The organism is Tamlana carrageenivorans (genome assembly GCF_002893765.1).
GTDB lineage: Bacteria > Bacteroidota > Bacteroidia > Flavobacteriales > Flavobacteriaceae > Pseudotamlana > Pseudotamlana carrageenivorans.
Genome location: NZ_CP025938.1, coordinates 2,189,957 through 2,210,040, shown reverse-complemented (window position 1 = coordinate 2,210,040; position 20,084 = coordinate 2,189,957). Strand labels below are relative to the sequence as shown.

The 20,084-nt window shown below is 35.7% G+C and carries 16 protein-coding genes and 1 riboswitch; of the genes, 4 read left to right on the top strand and 12 right to left on the bottom strand.

Annotation, left to right across the window (positions count from 1 at the left end; translation table 11 throughout):
• Nucleotides 1-243 precede the first annotated feature (243 nt).
• The 4 genes from gldA (at nt 244) to C1A40_RS09750 (ending at nt 5,686) form a co-directional block, all read left to right on the top strand.
• Nucleotides 244-1,140, top strand: coding sequence for a gliding motility-associated ABC transporter ATP-binding subunit GldA (gene gldA / locus C1A40_RS09765; RefSeq protein WP_102995742.1), 897 nt, complete (start codon nt 244-246; stop codon nt 1,138-1,140).
• A 151-nt stretch (nt 1,141-1,291) separates the two neighbouring features.
• Entirely contained in the window at nt 1,292-3,382 is a 2,091-nt protein-coding gene (pta, locus tag C1A40_RS09760; protein ID WP_102995741.1) for a phosphate acetyltransferase, read from the top strand.
• 2 nt (nt 3,383-3,384) lie between these two features.
• The gene (locus C1A40_RS09755; RefSeq protein ID WP_102995740.1) at nt 3,385-4,572 is read left to right on the top strand and encodes an acetate/propionate family kinase; all 1,188 of its coding nucleotides are present in this window, start codon (nt 3,385-3,387) and stop codon (nt 4,570-4,572) included.
• Nucleotides 4,573-5,089: 517 nt separating this feature from the next.
• Nucleotides 5,090-5,686 carry a YceI family protein gene (locus tag C1A40_RS09750; RefSeq protein ID WP_102995739.1) on the top strand — a complete coding sequence of 199 codons (597 nt, stop codon included), beginning with the start codon at nt 5,090-5,092 and terminating at the stop codon, nt 5,684-5,686.
• A gap of 91 nt (nt 5,687-5,777) precedes the next feature.
• Here the strand turns inward: C1A40_RS09750 and C1A40_RS09745 are convergent, their stop codons facing one another.
• The 12 genes from C1A40_RS09745 to C1A40_RS09690 all read right to left on the bottom strand — a co-directional run bounded on the left by C1A40_RS09745 (nt 5,778) and on the right by C1A40_RS09690 (nt 20,012).
• Entirely contained in the window at nt 5,778-6,524 is a 747-nt protein-coding gene (locus C1A40_RS09745; protein ID WP_102995738.1) for a head GIN domain-containing protein, read from the bottom strand.
• On the bottom strand, nt 6,521-7,618 hold the full coding sequence (locus C1A40_RS09740) for an acyloxyacyl hydrolase (protein ID WP_102995737.1): 1,098 nt from the start codon (nt 7,616-7,618) through the stop codon (nt 6,521-6,523). The genes C1A40_RS09745 and C1A40_RS09740 overlap by 4 nt, the downstream gene beginning before the upstream one ends.
• Before the next feature lie 34 nt (nt 7,619-7,652).
• Nucleotides 7,653-8,609, bottom strand: coding sequence for a methylenetetrahydrofolate reductase [NAD(P)H] (gene metF / locus C1A40_RS09735; RefSeq protein WP_102995736.1), 957 nt, complete (start codon nt 8,607-8,609; stop codon nt 7,653-7,655).
• A 408-nt stretch (nt 8,610-9,017) separates the two neighbouring features.
• A complete protein-coding gene (gene metH / locus C1A40_RS09730) occupies nt 9,018-11,717 on the bottom strand; it encodes a methionine synthase (protein WP_102995735.1) in 2,700 nt (899 codons plus the stop codon).
• Nucleotides 11,714-12,025, bottom strand: a complete 312-nt coding sequence (locus C1A40_RS09725) for a four helix bundle protein (protein WP_241910374.1) — start codon at nt 12,023-12,025, stop codon at nt 11,714-11,716. The genes metH and C1A40_RS09725 overlap by 4 nt, the downstream gene beginning before the upstream one ends.
• Nucleotides 12,026-12,266: 241 nt before the next feature.
• Nucleotides 12,267-13,280: a homocysteine S-methyltransferase family protein gene (locus tag C1A40_RS09720; protein ID WP_102995734.1), complete on the bottom strand. Its 1,014-nt coding sequence runs from the start codon at nt 13,278-13,280 to the stop codon at nt 12,267-12,269.
• A gap of 56 nt (nt 13,281-13,336) precedes the next feature.
• Nucleotides 13,337-13,462: riboswitch (SAM riboswitch) on the bottom strand.
• Nucleotides 13,463-13,541: 79 nt separating this feature from the next.
• Nucleotides 13,542-14,432, bottom strand: coding sequence for a cysteine synthase CysM (gene cysM, locus C1A40_RS09715; protein ID WP_102995733.1), 891 nt, complete (start codon nt 14,430-14,432; stop codon nt 13,542-13,544).
• Nucleotides 14,422-15,159, bottom strand: coding sequence for a serine O-acetyltransferase EpsC (gene epsC / locus C1A40_RS09710; protein ID WP_102995732.1), 738 nt, complete (start codon nt 15,157-15,159; stop codon nt 14,422-14,424). Before epsC ends, cysM begins: the two co-directional genes overlap by 11 nt.
• Before the next feature lie 319 nt (nt 15,160-15,478).
• Nucleotides 15,479-16,534 carry an NAD(P)/FAD-dependent oxidoreductase gene (locus C1A40_RS09705; RefSeq protein WP_102995731.1) on the bottom strand — a complete coding sequence of 352 codons (1,056 nt, stop codon included), beginning with the start codon at nt 16,532-16,534 and terminating at the stop codon, nt 15,479-15,481.
• Nucleotides 16,535-16,550: 16 nt separating this feature from the next.
• Nucleotides 16,551-17,129 (bottom strand): precorrin-2 dehydrogenase/sirohydrochlorin ferrochelatase family protein, encoded by a 579-nt coding sequence (locus C1A40_RS09700; protein ID WP_102995730.1) that lies wholly within the window; start codon nt 17,127-17,129, stop codon nt 16,551-16,553.
• A gap of 3 nt (nt 17,130-17,132) precedes the next feature.
• Nucleotides 17,133-17,894 (bottom strand): uroporphyrinogen-III C-methyltransferase, encoded by a 762-nt coding sequence (gene cobA / locus C1A40_RS09695; protein ID WP_102995729.1) that lies wholly within the window; start codon nt 17,892-17,894, stop codon nt 17,133-17,135.
• A 27-nt stretch (nt 17,895-17,921) separates the two neighbouring features.
• Nucleotides 17,922-20,012, bottom strand: coding sequence for a HEPN domain-containing protein (locus C1A40_RS09690; RefSeq protein WP_102995728.1), 2,091 nt, complete (start codon nt 20,010-20,012; stop codon nt 17,922-17,924).
• Between the last annotated feature and the right edge of the window lie 72 nt (nt 20,013-20,084).

Sequence of the window (20,084 nt, the reverse complement as noted above, 5' to 3'; positions counted from 1 at the left end):
AATAATCTATATTTATAAATTATACATACAACGCCTCGTTTCTTTTGCTAAAAAAGAAATAGTTGTTAAAATATGTATAATATACTGTTGCTGTCATAATTACGACGCTAAAGTAATTATTATTTCGAGAAATCAAAACACAAAAAAATATTTTTTGCTTTGTAATTAAAAGTTTTAAAGATTTTACAGTAAATCTTCCTTTACATTATATATTCATTTATTTTTGAACAAATAAATTTAATTATGTCCATTGAAGTCCTCGGTGTTTCAAAACTTTACGGAAAACAAAAAGCGCTTAACAACATTTCATTTCGTGTTGGCAAGCCCGAAATCGTAGGTTTCTTAGGCCCTAACGGTGCTGGAAAATCTACTTTAATGAAAATATTAACCACATATATTGGTGCCAACGACGGACAAGCCATCGTAAATGGTTTTAATGTTAATCAAAACCCCAAAGCGGTACAACAAAGTGTAGGCTACCTCCCCGAACACAACCCTTTATACCTCGAGCAATACGTTAAAGAGTATCTTACTTTTAATGCGCAAGTTTACAAAGTAAGCAAACAACGCATTGAGGAGGTTATTGCGCTAACCGGTTTAACTCCAGAAGCTCATAAAAAAATAGGACAACTATCTAAAGGTTATCGCCAGCGTGTTGGTTTGGCCAATGCCTTATTACACGATCCTGACGTTTTAATATTAGATGAGCCTACCACGGGATTAGACCCCAACCAATTGATTGACATTAGAAATCTCATTAAATCTATTGGAGAAACTAAAACCGTTTTTCTTTCTACACACATCATGCAGGAAGTAGAAGCCATGTGCGATCGCGTTATCATTATTAATAAAGGTGAAATTGTAGCCGACAAAAAACTAAAAGATTTAAGAAACGAGGCCGAACAGGTGGTAATTGTAGAATTTGATTATCGTGTAGAAAACGCATTTCTATTAAAAATCCCTAAAGTAGAAAGCGTAAAAAACACTTACGATTTTGTATACGAAATCACCTTCAAAACCACCCAGGATATGCGATCTCATGTTTTTGATTTTGCTCATGATAATGAACTAAAAATTCTTCAGCTCAATCAAAAGAATGCTAGCCTTGAAACACTATTTTGGAATTTAACTTCAAAATAGGTATCTTCAAGAACGATTATGACAAATATCATCTTTATATAAACAACTACCTACTAATTTTGCTCGAGGAAATAATCCTTTAGCAATTTCAATTCATTCATTTAATTAAAAGTGACATAAATTAACTTGTTAAATTAGTAAACAAAACAAAATGAGTAAAGGAATTTATGTAGCAACCATTGAACCCAATAGCGGAAAATCTGTTGTTGTTTTAGGTTTAATGCGTATGCTACTTGGAAAAACAGCGAAAGTAGGATACTTCAGACCTATTATTGAAGATACTGAAGAAGGCGAAGTAGATAACCATATTAACACGGTGATGTCTTATTTCGAAATTGACATCAACTACAAAAAAACATACGCCTTTAAACGTAGTGAAGTCCTTGATTTATATAACAAAGGAAAATCGGGAGATGTTATTGATGAAGTTATTAAAAAATATAAATACTTAGAAGAACGCTTTGATTTCATTTTAGTTGAAGGTACCGATTTTTCGCATGAAAATTCAAGTTTAGAATTGGACATCAACACGCTTATTGCTAAAAACTTAAGCTTACCTGTTATTCTTGTATCCCGCGGTGATAAACCTGCTATTTCTGAAATTGCCGATAATGTACAGCTAGCCTACGACACCTTTAAACAAGAAGTCGAGGTGATATCTATTATGGCTAATAAGGTAGCTTCAAACTCTGTTAACGAGTTAAAAAAGCTATTAGATGAAAGAATTCCTGAAGGCACCGATGTTTCTGTTATTCCAAACATACCAAGTTTAGCCAACCCAACCATCAAGGAAATCATTAAACAAGTGGATGGCGAAGTGCTTCTTGGAAAAGACACCCTAAATAACCAAGTAGATACGGCTATTTTAGGAACTATGCAGTTACGCAACTTTTTAAGACACATAAAAGAAAACTGCTTAATTATCACTTCTGGTGATAGAGCCGACATCCTTTTAGGTGGTATGCAAGCGCATGTTTCCAAAAACTACCCTAAGGTGGCTGGTATAGTTCTTACTGGTGGTTTAATTCCAGAAGAGCCTATTTTAAAATTAGTAGAAGGTCTCTCTAGTGTGGTTCCAATTATTAGTGCTAAGGAAGGCACTTTTGCTACAACCAACAAAATAGGAAAGATTAAAACTAAAATATACGCCGATAATATTGAAAAAATTGAAACGGCTATTGCCTCTTTCGAAAAACACGTAGATACCGATAAATTGGCTAATGATTTAATCACCTTTAAATCTGGAATTTTCACACCAAGAATGTTCCAATATAACTTGCTTCAACGTGCCTTAAAAAACAAAAAACATATTGTTTTACCTGAAGGCTACGACGAGCGTGTATTAAGAGCTGCCGCACGATTAATTGATGCGCATGTGGTAGACTTAACTTTAATTGGTGAAAAAGACAAAATTCAAGAGATCATTACAAGACAAGATATCCCTTTAAATTTAGAGGATGTAAATGTGATTACTCCACAAGAATCTGAACATTTTGAAGATTACGCTATTACGTTTTATGAATTAAGAAAGCATAAAAATGTAAACCTTCAAATGGCCAAAGATACCATGTGTGATGTTTCGTACTACGCGACTATGATGATTTATAAGGGTCATGCAGATGGTATGGTTTCTGGAGCTGTACATACAACACAACATACTTTAAGACCTGCACTTCAGTTTATAAAAACTAAACCAGGAGTAAATATTGTTTCGTCAGTATTCTTTATGTGTTTAGAAGATCGTGTATCTATTTTTGGAGACTGTGCGATTAACCCGAATCCGAATGCAGAACAGTTAGCTGAAATCGCCATTTCTTCTGCTGAAACCGCTCAAAATTTCGGAGTAGAACCTAAAGTGGCTTTATTGTCTTATTCTTCTGGATCATCAGGAAAAGGTGAAGAGGTTGATAAAGTTAGAAAAGCTACAGAAATTGCCAAAGAAAAAGCGCCTCATATGAAAATTGAAGGCCCTATCCAGTATGATGCCGCCGTTGATATGCGTATTGGGAAAAGTAAATTACCAGATTCTGAAGTTGCTGGACAAGCAAGCGTGTTGGTTTTCCCAGATTTAAATACGGGTAACAACACCTATAAAGCCGTACAAAGAGAAACTGGTGCATTAGCTATAGGCCCCATGTTACAAGGTTTAAACAAACCGGTTAACGATTTAAGTAGAGGTTGTACTGCCGATGATATTTACAGTACAGTAATAATAACAGCTATTCAAGCTCAAGATCAATAAAAATGCAAGTATTAGTATTAAATTCGGGGAGTTCATCCCTAAAGTATCAATTAATTTCAATGCCAGAAGAAACCGTTTTATGCTCAGGAATTATTGAGCGTATCGGTTTAGATGATGCCATTTTTAAATATAAAACTGATAAAAATTCTGTAGATTTAGTGACTTCAATTCCTAATCACAAAGTAGGATTAGAATTAGTTGCTAAACAATTATTGGATGCCGAAACAGGTATTATTAAATCTACAGACGATATAGCCGTTGTAGGACATCGTGTGGTACACGGTGGAAAATATTTTAGTGACACCACTGAAATAACCGAAGAAGTTAAAGAGAAAATAAAAGCTTTAATTTCATTAGCACCTTTACACAACCCTGCAAACCTAGAAGGTATTATAGTCGCAGAAGCTATTTTTCCTAACGCTAAGCAAGTCGCTGTTTTCGATACAGCCTTCCATCAATCTATTCCTGAGAAAGCTTATTTATATGCCATTCCTAAAGCCTATTCAGACGAACACAACATTCGTTTATACGGATTTCATGGTACCAGTCATAAATATGTTTCAGAAAAAGCTACCGAATATTTAGGCGATAAGGCGTCAAACGTCATTACCATTCACTTGGGTAACGGTTGTAGCATGTCGGCTGTAAAAGACGGTAAATGTATCGATCACTCATTAGGCTTCTCTCCAGTAAATGGATTAATTATGGGAACGCGTTCTGGTGATATCGATCAATCCATCATCTTTTATTTAGCTAAAAAGCTAAATTATTCGTTAGACGAAATCAATACCCTTTTACAAAAGAAAAGTGGAATGCTTGGTCTAACTGGTTATAGCGATTTAAGAGATATTCAAGCTGAAGCTGAAAAAGGCAATAAAGACTGCCAGCTTGCTTTAGCCATGAACACCTACCGCATTAAAAAATACATTGGTAGCTATGCTGCCGTGTTAAACGGATTAGATGCGATTGTTTTCACGGCTGGAATTGGTGAAAACTCCGATGTAATTCGTGAAATGGTATGTGAAGATATGGACTTTTTCGGATTGGAATTAAACAAGGAAGAAAATGCAAAACGTTCTGGTGAGATTCGCGAGATTAACTTACCTACATCAAAAGCAAAAATTTTAGTGATTCCTACTAATGAAGAACTAGAAATCGCAAAACAATCGGTTGATTTATTCGAAAATTAATCGCCTCAAACTGATATTATATCATTTTGTAGCATAAATCAATCTTACATCATAAACCCGCAGCTAAAATTTTAGCTGCGGGTTTCTTTTTGGGTTTTAATACCAATCTTAAAATTACATCAGTTTTTGGTTGAAATTACTGTTAATGAAAATAGCCTAGTTATGGTTTCCTTTTATTATTCCTAAAGAAAAAGTAAAAAAGAGTTTTGGGCTACACCATAACGTTCTGCAAGTTGCATACGCGATAAACTTTTGCTGCTTGTTATCAATTCAAAAACAAAACAAAAGGCATTTTTTAAACCTAATTTAACTTTAGGAAAAAAGTATTTGTTATGAAAATAACTTAGCCTGTTAAAAATATAGGATTTTAGTTAAAAAAATTGCAATTATGTAATATTCAAAATTTAATTAAAAATTATCCATAATTTACGAATTCAACAATAAAAACATGACTTAAATCATAATTTAATAATGGTAAAGATTGGATATTTACATCATAATCTAAACACATTAACTCATGAATACGCAAAATATCTTAAAAAGACTAGTAAGCTTAATCGTTGTAGTAGGTTTCACTATGAATTACTCCCAAGCACAAATGTTAACGCTTGAAAATCAAAAATCACAACTTACAGTATTTGGAAGTTCTAATCTGCATGGTTGGAAAGTAGATGCTAAAACTACACATGGTTCTATCGGTTTTAATGATTTAGAATCTTGTGACATTACTCACTTATCAATTGCTGTATTAACCGAAAGTTTAAAGGGCGTAAAATCAGGAATCACTGAAACTGCAACTGAGACGCTCAAATCTGATCAATACAAATACATTTTATTTACCTTAAGCGAAGTGACTCATGTAACTGCTAAAGGTAATGGTCAATTTACTGTCCAGACTATTGGCGATTTAGTAATTGCAGGTACCAGCAAAACGATACCGTTAGATTTTAATGTGAACATAAAAAAAGGAAAGGTAACCCTTGTAGGCAACGCAAAATTAAAACTAACTAGTTTTAACCTAACACCACCAAAAGCATTGATGGGAACTATTAAGGCCAAAGATGACATTTTTTTAAGATTTGAAACTAACTTCTCTGAACCAACTATTTTATAAACCATAAAAACCTTTACTTCAGTTATTTGAATTAGTCTATGAAGTAAAGGTTTTTTTTATGTCTAAATTTACCGGCTGTCCTCACGATAACCTACTCAAAAATTAATCGGCCTTTATAAACTTCTTCAACCTCAACAACAGGAGGTCTATTAATAGAAATAACATCACCCGTACTTATAATCTTTCCTTTAAGTTCTTGGTACGGGTTTATTATAATGTCATTGGAGCTACGGCTATACACCCAAACCTTTTGAGCTTCTAATGCACGCCCTTCAAAACGAGAGGTTCCCGAATAAAACGACACACTCAAACTTTCTGTTTTACCCTTCACATAAGCATTAGAAAGGTTATTAAACACGAATTTCAAACTGTTATTATCAACCTCTAAATAAAATTCGCCATTGGTGTAGGTTTCTGGTGCGCTGTAATTCTCGGATACCAATGAGAGTTCTGGGTAAGTTAAAACACCATCAGATTTTATATCCCGCTGGGTACTACTTCTAATTTCTGTAATATGGGGAGCCGTCACATAAACAATTGTGGTATGATAGTCACGAATAAGGTTACAACTATTAGCATCGGTAAGGGTTAATTGGCCATTTTCAACAATAGCGCTTACGTCGGGCATTAAATTTTTCCCAGTTTCAATAAGGACTTTTTGAGGCGAACCTTCTTTAATGATAAGCTCAATGTCTTTGTTCACTAATATGGTTTCAAAAGAATCTACAGTCACCTCTTTTTGAATTACCGTTCCTCCTGTTTGAAAACAGTCGTTTGCAGATTCGCTATCACAAGCGAAAATTAATATACAGCTTATTATGTAGAACAGTTTTTTCATAATCTTACCCCCACTCCAAACTCAACAGCTTCCGCTTTAGCGCCATGTGATTTAATACTTACTTTTCCGAAAAATTTGTTTCCAAAATATTGCTTAATTCCTAACCTCATATATACGCGTCCTTCAAAATCGTAGGGATAATAAGCATAATAGCCCAGTTGTCCGATAACCGACATCTTATTTACAAATAATTCATGACCTATAAATACACCAACGCGCTTATAATCTTCGTCGCCAGAAACATTAACTTCAGGAAAAGCCACGCTGTAATATTCAATTAATTCTTTTAGAGCTTTGGTTATAAACACTTCGGTTCCTAATTGAAAAGCACTTTTTCTAGTAATGCGTTTATCTACAGCAAAGGAGAGGTTATAAAACGGAAATTGCCCACTGCCTACCACATCATTTTCAGAAACCCCACCACTAAAAGTCATGTTATAGCGTAAAGGTTCGGTAAATTTACCATCATTTTCATCCAAAGTATATTGGTATGACAAAGGCTCCTCATCAATATTATAGGTAAGACCAACATTAAGCAACATTGAGTTGGTACTGGTATTAGGCGATTTCACACTACCGTTGGAATAATGAATAATGGTTACACCCGCTTGCAGTCCAAAGCGATCAAAAAGACGTTCCTTTCTATAGTTAAGCATCACAAAAGTACTGCTTAACAATTTTGAACCAAAAGCCACATTTCTATAATTCTCGACTTTATCGTATGGATTTTCGGTATAAGCCACCCCTTGTCCAATTCGAAACATGAGATGCCGTTTTAAGAAATACACATAATAATGCGCATATAGAGCCGCTAAACTCCCCAGGTACTCATTTTTCATGTTTTGATAGGCGTAAGTGACCCCAAAATCTGGATAATTATAACGCTGTTCCCAGTCTTCAAAACCGAAAGTTTTCCGATTCCAACTTAACATATACCCTTCAGGATGCCCAGTAATTAAATGGGCTATATCCGGATTATGCTCGGCAATATTTCCGTAGAAATAATTTAAATCGATGGTAGATGTATGTTTTTTTTCTTGTGAAAATCCAACAGAAAAAATCAAGCAACACAAACAAGCACAAAAAAACTTCATTAACCGACTTCTAAAACGACAAATGTAAATGAATTTAAAACAATGCAGAGGCAATCGCCTTTATGTTGTCGCTCTTACCCATAGAATAATAGTGTAAAAATGGCACACCTGCATCTCTTAATTCTTTAGACTGCTGAATAGCGAATTCAATCCCTACTTCACGTACAGCCTTGTTGTCTTTACAGCCTTCAACAGCCTCAATTAATTCTTCTGGTAAGTCAATTTTAAAAACTTGAGGTAAAATTTGTAAATGACGTTTTACGGCAATAGGTTTAATCCCCGGAATAATAGGTACTGTAATACCAATGGTACGCGCCTTATCTAAAAACTCAAAGTACTTTTTATTATCAAAAAACATTTGGGTCACCACGTAATCCGCTCCCGCATCTACCTTAGCTTTTAAGCGTTTTAAATCGGTATTTAACGATGGTGATTCCATGTGTTTTTCAGGATAACCTGCTACACCCACACAAAAATCGTAATTGTGCTCTACCTTAATATCGTCATGTAAATACTGGCCTTTATTCAAATTTGAAATTTGCTGAACCAATTCGCTAGCATAGGCGTTTCCGCCCTCGGTTGGCACGAAATACGATTCGTCTTTTCTGGCATCACCACGTAAAGCCACCACATTATCAATGCCTAAATAATGGCAATCGACTAACACATATTCGGTTTCTTCTTTAGTAAATCCACCACAAAGCAAGTGCGGAATAGCATCCACCTTATATTTATGCATGATAGACGCACAAATACCAACGGTTCCCGGACGCATACGCGTGATGCGCTTGTCCAATAAACCATTCCCTCTATCGACATACACATATTCTTCTCTAGAAGTTGTGACGTCTATAAATGGCGGATTAAACTCCATTAACGGATCGATATTATTGTATAAATCTTGAATGTTTTTTCCTTTTTGAGGCGGAATAACTTCAAAAGAAAATAATGTTTTTCCGTTTGCTTTTTTAATGTGATCTGTTACTTTCATAAGAGGTCTCCCTTAATCCCTCCAAAGGAGGGAAACTGTTACGGGATATGTGTTATTATTTTATACTTTTTCTTTTCTTTCTTTCTAGTGTTCCTCCCTAAGCCTGCATTGCGCGCAGTCGAAATGGGGAAGTTAGGTGTTTTCTAAAATTTGGGCGTTACCACAAGGGTCGGGCTTTACGCTGCAATCCCTAACGCAAGCTGCACGTGTTAAAAGACCTTTCAGGTTTTTAAAACCTGAAAGGTCTAAAAAACTTATCTTATAACAAAACCATTACAATGGTCAACATCATAAGCCTCAACTAATCGCTCCAGAAGAGGGAAACTGTTACGGGATATATGTTATTATTTTATACTTTTTTCTTTTCACTCGAGTGTTCTTCCCCTTCGGGGAAGTTAGATGGGGCTTCTAATCTGCAATATTAGCGTGCAACCATTTTCTAGCTTTCTCCTTAGTAATACCTTTACGTTCGCAATAATCGGTGACTTGGTCGTCGGTAATTTTACCTAAACCAAAATATTTAGCTTCAGGATTTCCAAAATAGTAACCAGAAACAGCTGCTGCTGGCCACATGGCTAAACTTTCGGTAAGTGTCACGCCTATTATTTTTTCAACATCTAACAATTCCCAAATGGTTTCCTTCTCTAAATGATCTGGACATGCTGGGTAACCCGGCGCCGGACGAATACCTTTGTAACTTTCTTTAATTAAATCGTCGTTACTTAAATCTTCATTAGCGGCATAGCCCCAATGTTTCGTTCGTATTTGTTTGTGTAAATATTCTGCGAAAGCTTCCGCAAAACGATCGGCAATAGCTTGTGCCATAATACCATTATAATCGTCATCTTTTGCTCTATAACTATCGGCTAGTTCTTGCGCTCCAAAAATACCCACACAAAAAGCGCCCATGTAATCGGTTTTACCAGATTCTTTAGGTGCAATAAAATCGGCTAAAGCATGATTAGGAATCCCTTCTCGTTTCTTTAATTGCTGACGCAACGTTCTAAAAACAGCGATTTCCTCACCTTTTTTCTGAATAGAAATATCGTCATCATTTATGGAATTCGCTTCAAACAACCCAAAAACAGCTTTTGCTTTTAAAGATTGTTTGGCTATGATTTCTCGAATCATTACCTGAGCTTCGTTGTACATGATAGTCGCTTGCTCGCCAACTACCTCATCAGTCAAGATATCTGGATATTTTCCGTGTAAATCCCAGCTTCTAAAAAACGGACTCCAATCTATAAAAGGCACTAAGTCCTTTAAACTGATTTGTTTCAACATCTGAATCCCTAATTCGTTAGGTTTTACAATTTCAGAGGTTTCCCAATCAATTTTATATTTTCTTTTGCGGGCTTCTTCAATAGAAATATATGATTTTTCTTTACCACGCTTTAAAAACTTGGTTCTAAAATCATCATAATCGGCCTTCATTTTTGCCACGTATTCGTGCGATGTTTTCTTATTCAGTAAATCACCAACAACGGTTACGGCTCTCGATGCATCATTTACATGCACTACAGCATTGTTATACTGCGTATCAATTTTTACAGCCGTATGTGCTTTAGAAGTCGTTGCTCCACCAATAAGCAAAGGCAATTTGAAATTTTGACGCTGCATTTCCTTGGCTAGGTACACCATTTCATCAAGCGAAGGCGTAATTAATCCTGATAACCCGATAGCATCTACACGTTCGCTTATAGCTGTTTCTATAATTTTTTCAGGCGGCACCATAACCCCCATATCTACAATCTCGTAGTTATTACAAGCCAAAACAACACTCACGATATTTTTACCAATATCGTGTACATCACCTTTTACTGTGGCCATTAATATTTTACCAACAGGTTCTTGTTTGTCTGTTTTTTCAGCTTCAATAAACGGATTTAAATAAGCCACGGCTTTTTTCATCACTCGCGCCGATTTTACCACCTGAGGCAAGAACATTTTTCCTGCTCCAAATAAATCACCAACAACGTTCATCCCGATCATCAAATGACCTTCAATAACATCAATGGGTTTTTCGGCTTCTTGTCTGGCTTGTTCAATATCTTCAATAATAAAAGCATCAATACCTTTAACTAAGGCATGCGTGATTCTATCTTGTAATGGGTTTTCACGCCACGTTAAATCGACTCCTTTTTCTGTTTTTGATCCTTTTACGGTTTCAGCAAAATCCAATAAACGCTCGGTAGCATCGTCGCGACGGTCTAAAATCACATCTTCAACATGCTCTAATAAATCCTTAGGAATATCATCATAAACTTCCAAAAGTGCTGGGTTTACAATCCCCATATTCATACCAGCCTGAATGGCGTAGTATAAAAATACCGAGTGCATCGCCTCACGAACACCATCATTTCCTCTAAATGAAAACGATACGTTACTCACACCACCACTCACACTTACATTTGGTAAGTTTTCACGAACCCAACGCGTGGCTTCGATAAAATCGATTGCGTTTCTGCGGTGTTCTTCCATTCCTGTTGCTACAGGAAATATGTTTAAATCGAAAATAACATCTTCAGAAGGGAAGCCTACCTCATTAACTAAAATATCATACGAACGTTTTGAAATTTCAATACGACGTTCGTAATTATCGGCTTGACCAACCTCATCAAAAGCCATAACAATTACAGCGGCACCATAACGTTTTATTAATTTGGCTTCTTGAACGAATTTTTCTTTTCCTTCTTTTAATGAAATGGAATTAACCACACATTTTCCTTGCACCACTTGAAGTCCAGCTTCGATAATTTCCCATTTCGAACTATCGATCATGATCGGCACACGACAAATATCGGGCTCGGCAGCAATTAAATTCAAGAAACGAATCATGGCCTCTTTACCGTCAATTAATCCGTCGTCGAAATTAATATCAATAATTTGCGCACCTCCATCAACTTGATGACGTGCAATATCCAAAGCTTCATCGTACTTTTCTTCTTTAATTAAACGAAGAAATTTACGGGACCCCGCTACGTTAGTACGTTCTCCTACATTTATAAAATTGCTGTTTTCGTTCTGAACTAAAGGTTCTAGTCCTGAAAGCTTCATATATCGTTTTTGGTTTTTGGTTTTTGGTTTTTGGTTCGCTTCGTCAATCATAGTTTTTTGTAATAATTAATAAAACCGTTTAACAGCTTTTTACTTGAAATTACAGTTCCCAAGATATTTTTTAATTCTGCTTCTGAAATATATTCTAAATCAAAAGACAAATATAATTGTGTTTCTACTTCTTGCAATGAGCCTTTAGCTATATATAAAAAATGAATAGTCTCTTTATTTGATTGTCTTCCTATGCCCTCTGCAATATTTGAAGGCACAGATACAACAGATCTTCTTATTTGGTTTGTTAATCCATATAATTCTTCTTTTGGATATGATTTTGTTAACACATAAATTAACTTAACCAATTCTCTCGAATATTTTCAAACATCTAATTCAGTATATGAATTCATTTCTTATTTATTTCTTGAACTGATTTAAACTTTTCCATTTGTTAAAAAATCGTTCCATACGTAATAACGCAAAAACGATAAATCAGTTCATTATTCATTTTGATTAATACATTATTCGTTCTTATTACTTTTCAACCCAACAACCAAAAACCAACAACTAACAACCAAAAACCATCCTTGGTTCGTACTGCGCTGCTTAATGAGATACTGAAACAAGTTCAGCATGACGGCGTGGCTTATATTTAGCAGCCAACTTTGCAATAACGCTAATATGTTCTGGCGATGTTCCGCAACAGCCACCAATAATATTTATTAAATTTTTCTTGAGGTATTCTTCAATTTGCTCGCCCATTTCCTCTGGTGTTTCATCATATTCTCCAAAAGCATTTGGTAAACCTGCGTTAGGGTGTGCTGAAATAGCAAAATCGGTTTTATTAGCAATCGCTTCTAAATGCGGTTGTAATAAATTAGCACCTAAAGCACAATTAAATCCGACAGACAATAACGGAATATGTGATACTGAAATTAAAAAAGCTTCGGCCGTTTGCCCCGAAAGTGTTCGTCCAGAAGCATCGGTAATTGTACCACTTAACATGATAGGAATATCGATATGGCGTTCGTCCTTTACTTCTTCAATAGCAAATAAGGCTGCTTTGGCGTTTAAAGTATCAAAAACGGTTTCCACTAAAAGTAAGTCTGCACCACCATCCATTAAAGCTTCTACTTGTTGTTTGTACGCGATGCGTAATTCATCAAAAGTAACCGCTCTATAACCAGGATCGTTAACATCTGGCGACATACTTGCTGTACGGTTAGTTGGCCCTATAGAACCTGCTACAAAACGTGGTTTGTGTGGTTCTTTAGCGGTGAATTTATCGGCAACTTCCTTGGCAATTTTGGCTGACTCGTAGTTAAGCTCGTAAACCAAATCTTCCATTTGATAATCGGCCATAGCAATAGTGGTTCCCGAAAAGGTATTGGTTTCTACAATATCGGCACCTGCTTCAAAATATTTGGCGTGAATGGTTTTTATGGCTTCAGGCTGCGTGATAGAAAGCAAATCGTTATTACCCTGCAAAGGCGTTGGGTAATCTTTAAAGCGTTCGCCTCTAAAATCTTCTTCAGTAAATTTATACGCTTGTAACATGGTGCCCATGGCGCCATCTAAAACCAAGATGCGTTCTTTTAAAGCCTGTTTTATGTCTGACATTTGTTTGATATTATTTTAAATCTATAATATCATCAAGAAAAGTAAATAAATACTATTCGTTATCTGTCTGATTGATTCCTGAATAAACTCAGCACAAGCAGTAGAACGTAGCACCTTCTTTACCAGATAAAGGGTTGCCAAGGCTTCACTGGGTCTAATCCCTCTACCTTTCTTGATAACATTAAAACGTTAATGAACTGGCGAACAAAAGTACTAACTATATTCTTTTATTCACACTAATTTTATAAAAATTGCTGAATACTAATCGAATAGTGTTGAAGACAAATAACGATCGCCTCTGTCGCAAATAATAGCTACAATAATGCCTTCTTCTATTTGTTGAGCTATTTTTAGAGCACAAAACACCGAACCACCGCTGCTCATTCCCGCAAATATCCCTTCTTCCTTAGCTAAATTAATGGTTGTTTGTTTGGCATCTTCTTCCGAGACATCGACAATAACATCAACCTTTTTAGGGTCGAAAAATTTAGGCACATATTCGGGCGACCATTTTCTAATTCCTGGAATTCTAGCGCCATCGGCAGGCTGAGCGCCAACAATGGTAATATTTTTATTTTGCTCTTTTAAAAAAGTTGACACACCGGTTATGGTTCCGGTTGTTCCCATAGCTGAGACAAAATGTGTGATATTATGATTGGTAGCTTCCCAAATTTCTGGTCCTGTGGTTTGGTAGTGCGCTTTCCAATTGTCTGGATTTTCAAACTGATTTAAAAGCACATAGCCTTTTTCATCGCGAAGTTTAAAAGCCAGATCACGAGAGCCTTCTATACCAATATCGGCAGGCGTTAAAATAACCTTAGCACCATAAGCGCGCATGGTTTTAACACGCTCTTCGGTAGAGTTCTCTGGCATGATAAGCACCATATTTAAACCCAACAACCTAGCAATAAAAGCTAAAGCTATACCGGTATTTCCGCTTGTAGCTTCAACTAAAGTCCCTCCTTTTTTAACATCACCACGTTTTAACGCCTCATTAATCATGTTAAAAGCAGCACGGTCTTTAACACTGCCGCCAGGGTTATGCCCTTCTAATTTTAAAAACAAACGCACCCCTTTTTTTGAAATAAGGTGGGTTGCTTCTACTAATGGTGTTTTTCCTATTTGACCAATGATACTATTTTTATATTCCATTCTTCCTAGGTCTAATTTTTATTTCAGTTTGATAAGTTACCAACGAGTTTTTAGGAACTGATTCTGTAATCCAAACATTCGCACCAATGATACTATTTTCACCAATTACAATATCGCCCCCCAAAATGGTTGCATTTGCATAAATACAAACATTATCCTCGATAGTAGGATGCCTTTTTGTGGAAGCTAAACTTTTAGCTACAGAAATCCCTCCTAAGGTTACACCTTGATATATTTTAACATTTTCGCCAATAATAGATGTTTCACCAATAACAATACCTGTACCATGATCTATATAAAACGATTTACCAATGGTAGCTCCTGGATGAATATCTACGCCTGTAATGCCATGAATATATTCACTCATCATTCGAGGTAAAATATGCACTCCTAACTTATAAAGGGCATGACTTAATCTATAAACTGAAATGGCATAAAACCCAGGGTAAGCCAAATAAATTTCGGCTAATGAATGAGATGCAGGGTCATTACTTTCAAAAGCAATAGCATCTAAATCTAATTTTTTTCTAATTTCAGGAAGTTCTGCTTTAAACTGTTTCCAAATTTCCTTACCATTATCTATTTCTAATTTGGACAGAATTTTTAAAAATTTTCTCTTCAAGTAATCCTCATGAGCTTTTTCTTGCTCACAATCAAACAAAGAGTAAAACAGTCTTTTAGTAAATGTTTTTGCGGTGTCTTTAAGGCAAACGTTGTAACTTTTCATAAATGCTATAGACTTTATTCGTTAAATACCATTCCTCATTTAAAATGACCTAAAAAAAAGCGTCTTTTTACCTTAAAAGAGCTCATCATTTTGCTTTACAGTTATTTTAAACATGAATTCGTATTAATAATTTTAGATTATAAATGTAAAACTTATCCTTTTAAATCCTTGCTATGTTATGCCAATTCTCATATAATATAACCTTAAAATAAAATTGGCATTAAAAACTAAATCCTACAAAGTTTGCACAAACTTTGTAGGATTAGCATATTGATTTCTCAGCCTTTAAATTCAAGTCTAAAAGGTGTCATTGCCCTTATTAATTAATAGCTTGAACAACTGCTTTTGGAGCCTCTTTACGAGAACCATCAAAACCATTTACACCAGAGACTGTAGTATATTTTAAAACATTTTTCTTTCCTGGGTGTATTATTTTATAGGCTGCTTGGCACATGATAGTAGCTTCATGAAAACCACATAGTATTAATTTTAATTTACCAGGATAATAATTACCATCTCCAATAGCAAACAGTCCTGGAATGTTAGTTTGATAATCTAATGCATTATTAACTTTAATTGCATTTTTCTCAATCTCTAACCCCCAATTAGCAATTGGTCCTAATTTAGGTGAAAGTCCAAATAAAGGTATAAAATGATCTGTTTCTAATGTAAAAGGATCTTCGCCATTTTTAGTTATTTCAAGACCTGTAACTTTATCATCTCCTAAAATATCGGTTACCTCTGCAGGGGTAATAAGGTTAATTTTCCCGGCATCTTTTAACTCTTGTACTTTTTCAACAGAATCTAAATGGCCTCTAAATTCATTACGTCTATGAATAAGTGTCACACTTTTAGCGACATCAGCCAAATATATAGACCAGTCTAAAGCAGAATCTCCTCCACCAGCTATGACTACGTTTTTATCACGATACATCTCTGGTTCTTTAATCATATATTCAACACCCTTATCTTCAAACTTAGCCAAATTTTCAAGTTGTGGTTTTCGAGGTTCAAAACTACCCAAACCACTTGCTATAGCAACAACTGGCGCTTGGTGTTGTGTTCCTTTATTGGTAGTTACAATAAAAGTACCGTCTTCTTGTTTTTCAACCGTATCAGCACGTTCACCTAAAGTGAACCCTGGCTCAAACTGTTTCCCTTGCTCTAACAAATTCTTTGTTAAATCTCCGGCTAAAATTTCTGGGAAACCAGGAATATCATAAATCGGTTTTTTTGGATATAATTCTGAGCATTGCCCTCCTGGTTGAGGTAATGCATCTATTAAATGACATTTCAATTTTAATAATCCAGCTTCGAATACTGTAAATAGTCCTGTTGGCCCCGCGCCAATTATTATTATATCTGTTTTAATCATTGTATGGTACTTTTACTTATTTTTCAATTAATCCTTTAGTGAACTCGTTAAGTTTTTCAACCTTTTGTTCGAAATCACCTTTTATAGTTTTTCTATATTCATTTAAGTTCTTCACTAAATCATCTACATTTTCGGGGATGACATCTTCAAAAAACTGGCGTAAACGTTTTGCTGTTGTTGGCGACTTTCCATTGGTTGAAATCGCAACTTTCACATTTCCTTTAGTCACGATACCACCCATATAAAAATCGCAATAAGGCGGATTATCGGCTACGTTTACCAACAAGCTTTTTGCTCTACAGTGTTTATGAACTTTAATATTTACTTTAGGCTTATCGGTTGTTGCAACAACAATATGTTGACCTTTTAAATATTTTTTCTTGTACTTATCTTTAATTAAGGTAACATCACCTTTTTTCGCTAGGGCTATGGTTTCTTCGCGAAACATTTTAGACACCATTGTCACATGGGCATCGGGACTTGATTTTAACAGAAAAGTTAATTTCTCTTCGGCCACATAACCACCACCAACAATAAGAATATTTAAACTTTTAGCTTTTAAGAATATTGGATACAGGTTGTTTCTTTCTTCCATCACCTAGGCTTCTTTTGCTTCAGAATAAATACGACTTAAAACGGCGCGTTCCTTTACCACATCACCAATTACGATAATGGCTGGAGAAGAAAGCTCTTTTTGAGCAACAATGTCTTGAATGGTTTCTATAGTACCAATACCTACCTTTTCATCTTCTCGTGTACCATTTTGAATAATCGCAATGGCCGTATTTTGTTTGTTTTCAGCTGAAAAAATAGTTACAATTTCATCCAATTTACTCATCCCCATCAAAATCACAACCGTTGCAGTCGATTTAGCCGCTAAGGCCACATCGCTAGAAATTTGATGTTTTTTCGTGGTTCCAGTAATCACCCAAAAACTTTCTGATGCCCCGCGTTTTGTAAGCGGAATCCCTTGGTATGCTGGTGCTGCAACAGATGATGATATCCCAGGAACAACAAAGGTTTCTAACCCAAATTGTCTCACAAAATCAATCTCCTCGGCACCGCGACCAAAAATAAATGGATCACCACCTTTTAAGCGTACTACATGGCCTTTTTCTTTGGCTTTAGCAACAATTAATTCGTTAATTTGCTCTTGTTGAAACGCATAACACCCTTTGCGTTTCCCTACAAAAATAAGCTCTGCATCTTTGGAAGCATATTTTAATAAGGCTTCGTTTATAAGGGCATCGTATAAAATCACATCGGCAGCCTCAATAGCTTTTATGGCTTTTAATGTAATTAAATCTTCGTCACCTGGGCCAGCGCCTACAACAGTTAATATAGGTGTTTTTTTACTCATCTTTTTGGTTAGCAATACTGGTTGTTTTTAAATAGCAGCGGTATCTTTTTCTCTAAACGCTTTTACTTTTCCTAAAAAGTCTTTCGCATTTTCAATATACTTTGCCGCAAACTCTTGGGTTGGTGCAAATTTATTGATTTGATATATTAAATCGGCGAAAGAAACACCTAAATTAATTTTTCCGCTAGCCACAAACATTTCATCAAAATCTTTAATGATACCTGCATGGGTATTTGTTTTCGCATTATCGGCTAATAATAACGCTTTCGCGGAATTAACTAAAGACTGGTATGCATAATAAATAGCTCCTGAATACACTTTATTATCGAATGACTCTTGAGCATTATTAATTTTTTCTTCACTTTCTAAAAATAAAGTCGCAATTAAATCGATCACCACACCGGCACATTCTCCAACACCAATTTCTTTAACATATGTTTCGTGCGTTCCCCAATCGATAAAATCTTCTGGAGTTAAATTCGTTACATCTTGTAAATCATTTAACAAATCGTAGAAATAACGATCGCCTGTTTCCTTGTAATACTCAACAAACTTTTTACCATTGGCATTGGCTTCAAAATCGTTTAAGATTCTTCTTAACGCTTCAGGCCCTCTTTTACTTGGTACTTTCACCACTTTATCTGCAAAAGTAGCATGACCATCTCCTAAATTACCACCACCAAGTAATACTTGTAAAGCCGGGGCAACTAATTTATCTGGCGTACGAACCGACATTCCTTGGAAACCAATATTGGCCATATTATGTTGTCCACAAGCATTCATACATCCACTAATCTTGATAACCACATCGTCGTTTTTAAGATATTGTGGGTACTCTGCTTTAATAACGCGTTCTAATTCATCGGCAATTCCTGTACTACTTGCAATACCTAAATTACAAGTATCTGTTCCAGGACAAGCAGTAATATCAACCGCTTTATTATATCCCGCTTCTACGAATCCTAATTTTTCTAATTCGGTGTAGAAAAACGGTACTAAATCTTCCTTAACAAAAGGAATAACGATGTTTTGACGTAATGTTAAACGCACTTCACCAGCAGCATACTTATCAATTAAATCGGCTAATAATCGTGCTTTATCGGTATAAAAATCACCTAATAACACTTTAATTCCAATCGCTACATACCCTTCCTGCTTTTGCGGAATTAAGTTTGTAGATTTCCATAAATCGAAAGCCGCTTGGTCTTTTATGTCTACCTGAGGCACTTCAACCGAAACTGGTTTTGAAGATATATACGCATCGGCATCAATAGCTACCGATTTAAACTCAATCGCATTTTGTTCTTCATCAATTAATGCTCTAAAAGCCTCTAAACCGATATCTTTTACTAAGAATTTCATACGGGCTTTAGCACGACTTTTACGTTCACCATAACGATCGAAAACTCTTAAAATGCCTTCCATGATTGGAATGATTTTATCGGTTTCAACAAAATCATACAACACATCGGCATGACGTGGTTGTGACCCAAGTCCACCAGCTACCATAACTTTAAATCCGCGAACACCATCCTTCTCTTTAGCGATATACCCGATATCGTGTAGGTAAGACAGCCCAGTATCTTCGTCTGTAGACGAGAAAGACACTTTAAATTTACGTCCCATTTCTTGACAAATTGGGTTACGTAAAAAGAATTTAAAAATAGCTTCAGCATAAGGCGACACATCGAAAGGTTCGTTAACATCGATTCCAGCCGTTTCTGAAGCCGTAACGTTTCTTACCACGTTTCCACAAGCTTCACGAACCGTAACTTCATCTTTTTCTAATTCTGCCCAAAGCTCAGGAGTTCTATTTAAATCCACATAGTGAATTTGAATATCTTGACGGGTTGTGATGTGTAAACGACCACGAGAATATTCATCAGAAACCTCAGAAATTCTACGTAACTGATTACTTTTAAGTTTTCCGTAAGGAATCTTAATACGAATCATTTGTACGCCTTCTTGACGCTGACCGTAAACACCACGAGCCAAACGAAGACTTCTAAATTTTTCCTCATCAATTTTACCATTGTTGAAAAGCTCGATTTTTCTTGCTAATTCAATGATATCCTTCTCTACAATTGGGTTCTCTATTTCTGATCTAAATGTTTGCATACAAAAGCCCCTCCTAACCTCCCCATTTCAACTGCGCTCAAAGCAGGCTTAGGGAGGAATTCTTACTCGGGC

Excerpts from the sequence above, each read along its gene's own strand:
- metF (WP_102995736.1), bottom strand. The coding sequence starts at position 8,609 with ATGAAAGTAACAGATCACATTAAAAAAGCAAACGGAAAAACATTATTT.
- C1A40_RS09690 (WP_102995728.1), bottom strand. The coding sequence starts at position 20,012 with ATGCAAACATTTAGATCAGAAATAGAGAACCCAATTGTAGAGAAGGAT.
- C1A40_RS09705 (WP_102995731.1), bottom strand. The coding sequence starts at position 16,534 with ATGATTAAAACAGATATAATAATAATTGGCGCGGGGCCAACAGGACTA.
- C1A40_RS09740 (WP_102995737.1), bottom strand. The coding sequence starts at position 7,618 with ATGAAGTTTTTTTGTGCTTGTTTGTGTTGCTTGATTTTTTCTGTTGGA.
- epsC (WP_102995732.1), bottom strand. The coding sequence starts at position 15,159 with ATGAAAAGTTACAACGTTTGCCTTAAAGACACCGCAAAAACATTTACT.
- C1A40_RS09700 (WP_102995730.1), bottom strand. The coding sequence starts at position 17,129 with ATGGAAGAAAGAAACAACCTGTATCCAATATTCTTAAAAGCTAAAAGT.
- gldA (WP_102995742.1), top strand. The coding sequence starts at position 244 with ATGTCCATTGAAGTCCTCGGTGTTTCAAAACTTTACGGAAAACAAAAA.
- C1A40_RS09720 (WP_102995734.1), bottom strand. The coding sequence starts at position 13,280 with ATGTCAGACATAAAACAGGCTTTAAAAGAACGCATCTTGGTTTTAGAT.
- metH (WP_102995735.1), bottom strand. The coding sequence starts at position 11,717 with ATGATTGACGAAGCGAACCAAAAACCAAAAACCAAAAACCAAAAACGA.
- cobA (WP_102995729.1), bottom strand. The coding sequence starts at position 17,894 with ATGAGTAAAAAAACACCTATATTAACTGTTGTAGGCGCTGGCCCAGGT.
- C1A40_RS09755 (WP_102995740.1), top strand. The coding sequence starts at position 3,385 with ATGCAAGTATTAGTATTAAATTCGGGGAGTTCATCCCTAAAGTATCAA.
- pta (WP_102995741.1), top strand. The coding sequence starts at position 1,292 with ATGAGTAAAGGAATTTATGTAGCAACCATTGAACCCAATAGCGGAAAA.
- cysM (WP_102995733.1), bottom strand. The coding sequence starts at position 14,432 with ATGGAATATAAAAATAGTATCATTGGTCAAATAGGAAAAACACCATTA.
- C1A40_RS09750 (WP_102995739.1), top strand. The coding sequence starts at position 5,090 with ATGAATACGCAAAATATCTTAAAAAGACTAGTAAGCTTAATCGTTGTA.
- C1A40_RS09745 (WP_102995738.1), bottom strand. The coding sequence starts at position 6,524 with ATGAAAAAACTGTTCTACATAATAAGCTGTATATTAATTTTCGCTTGT.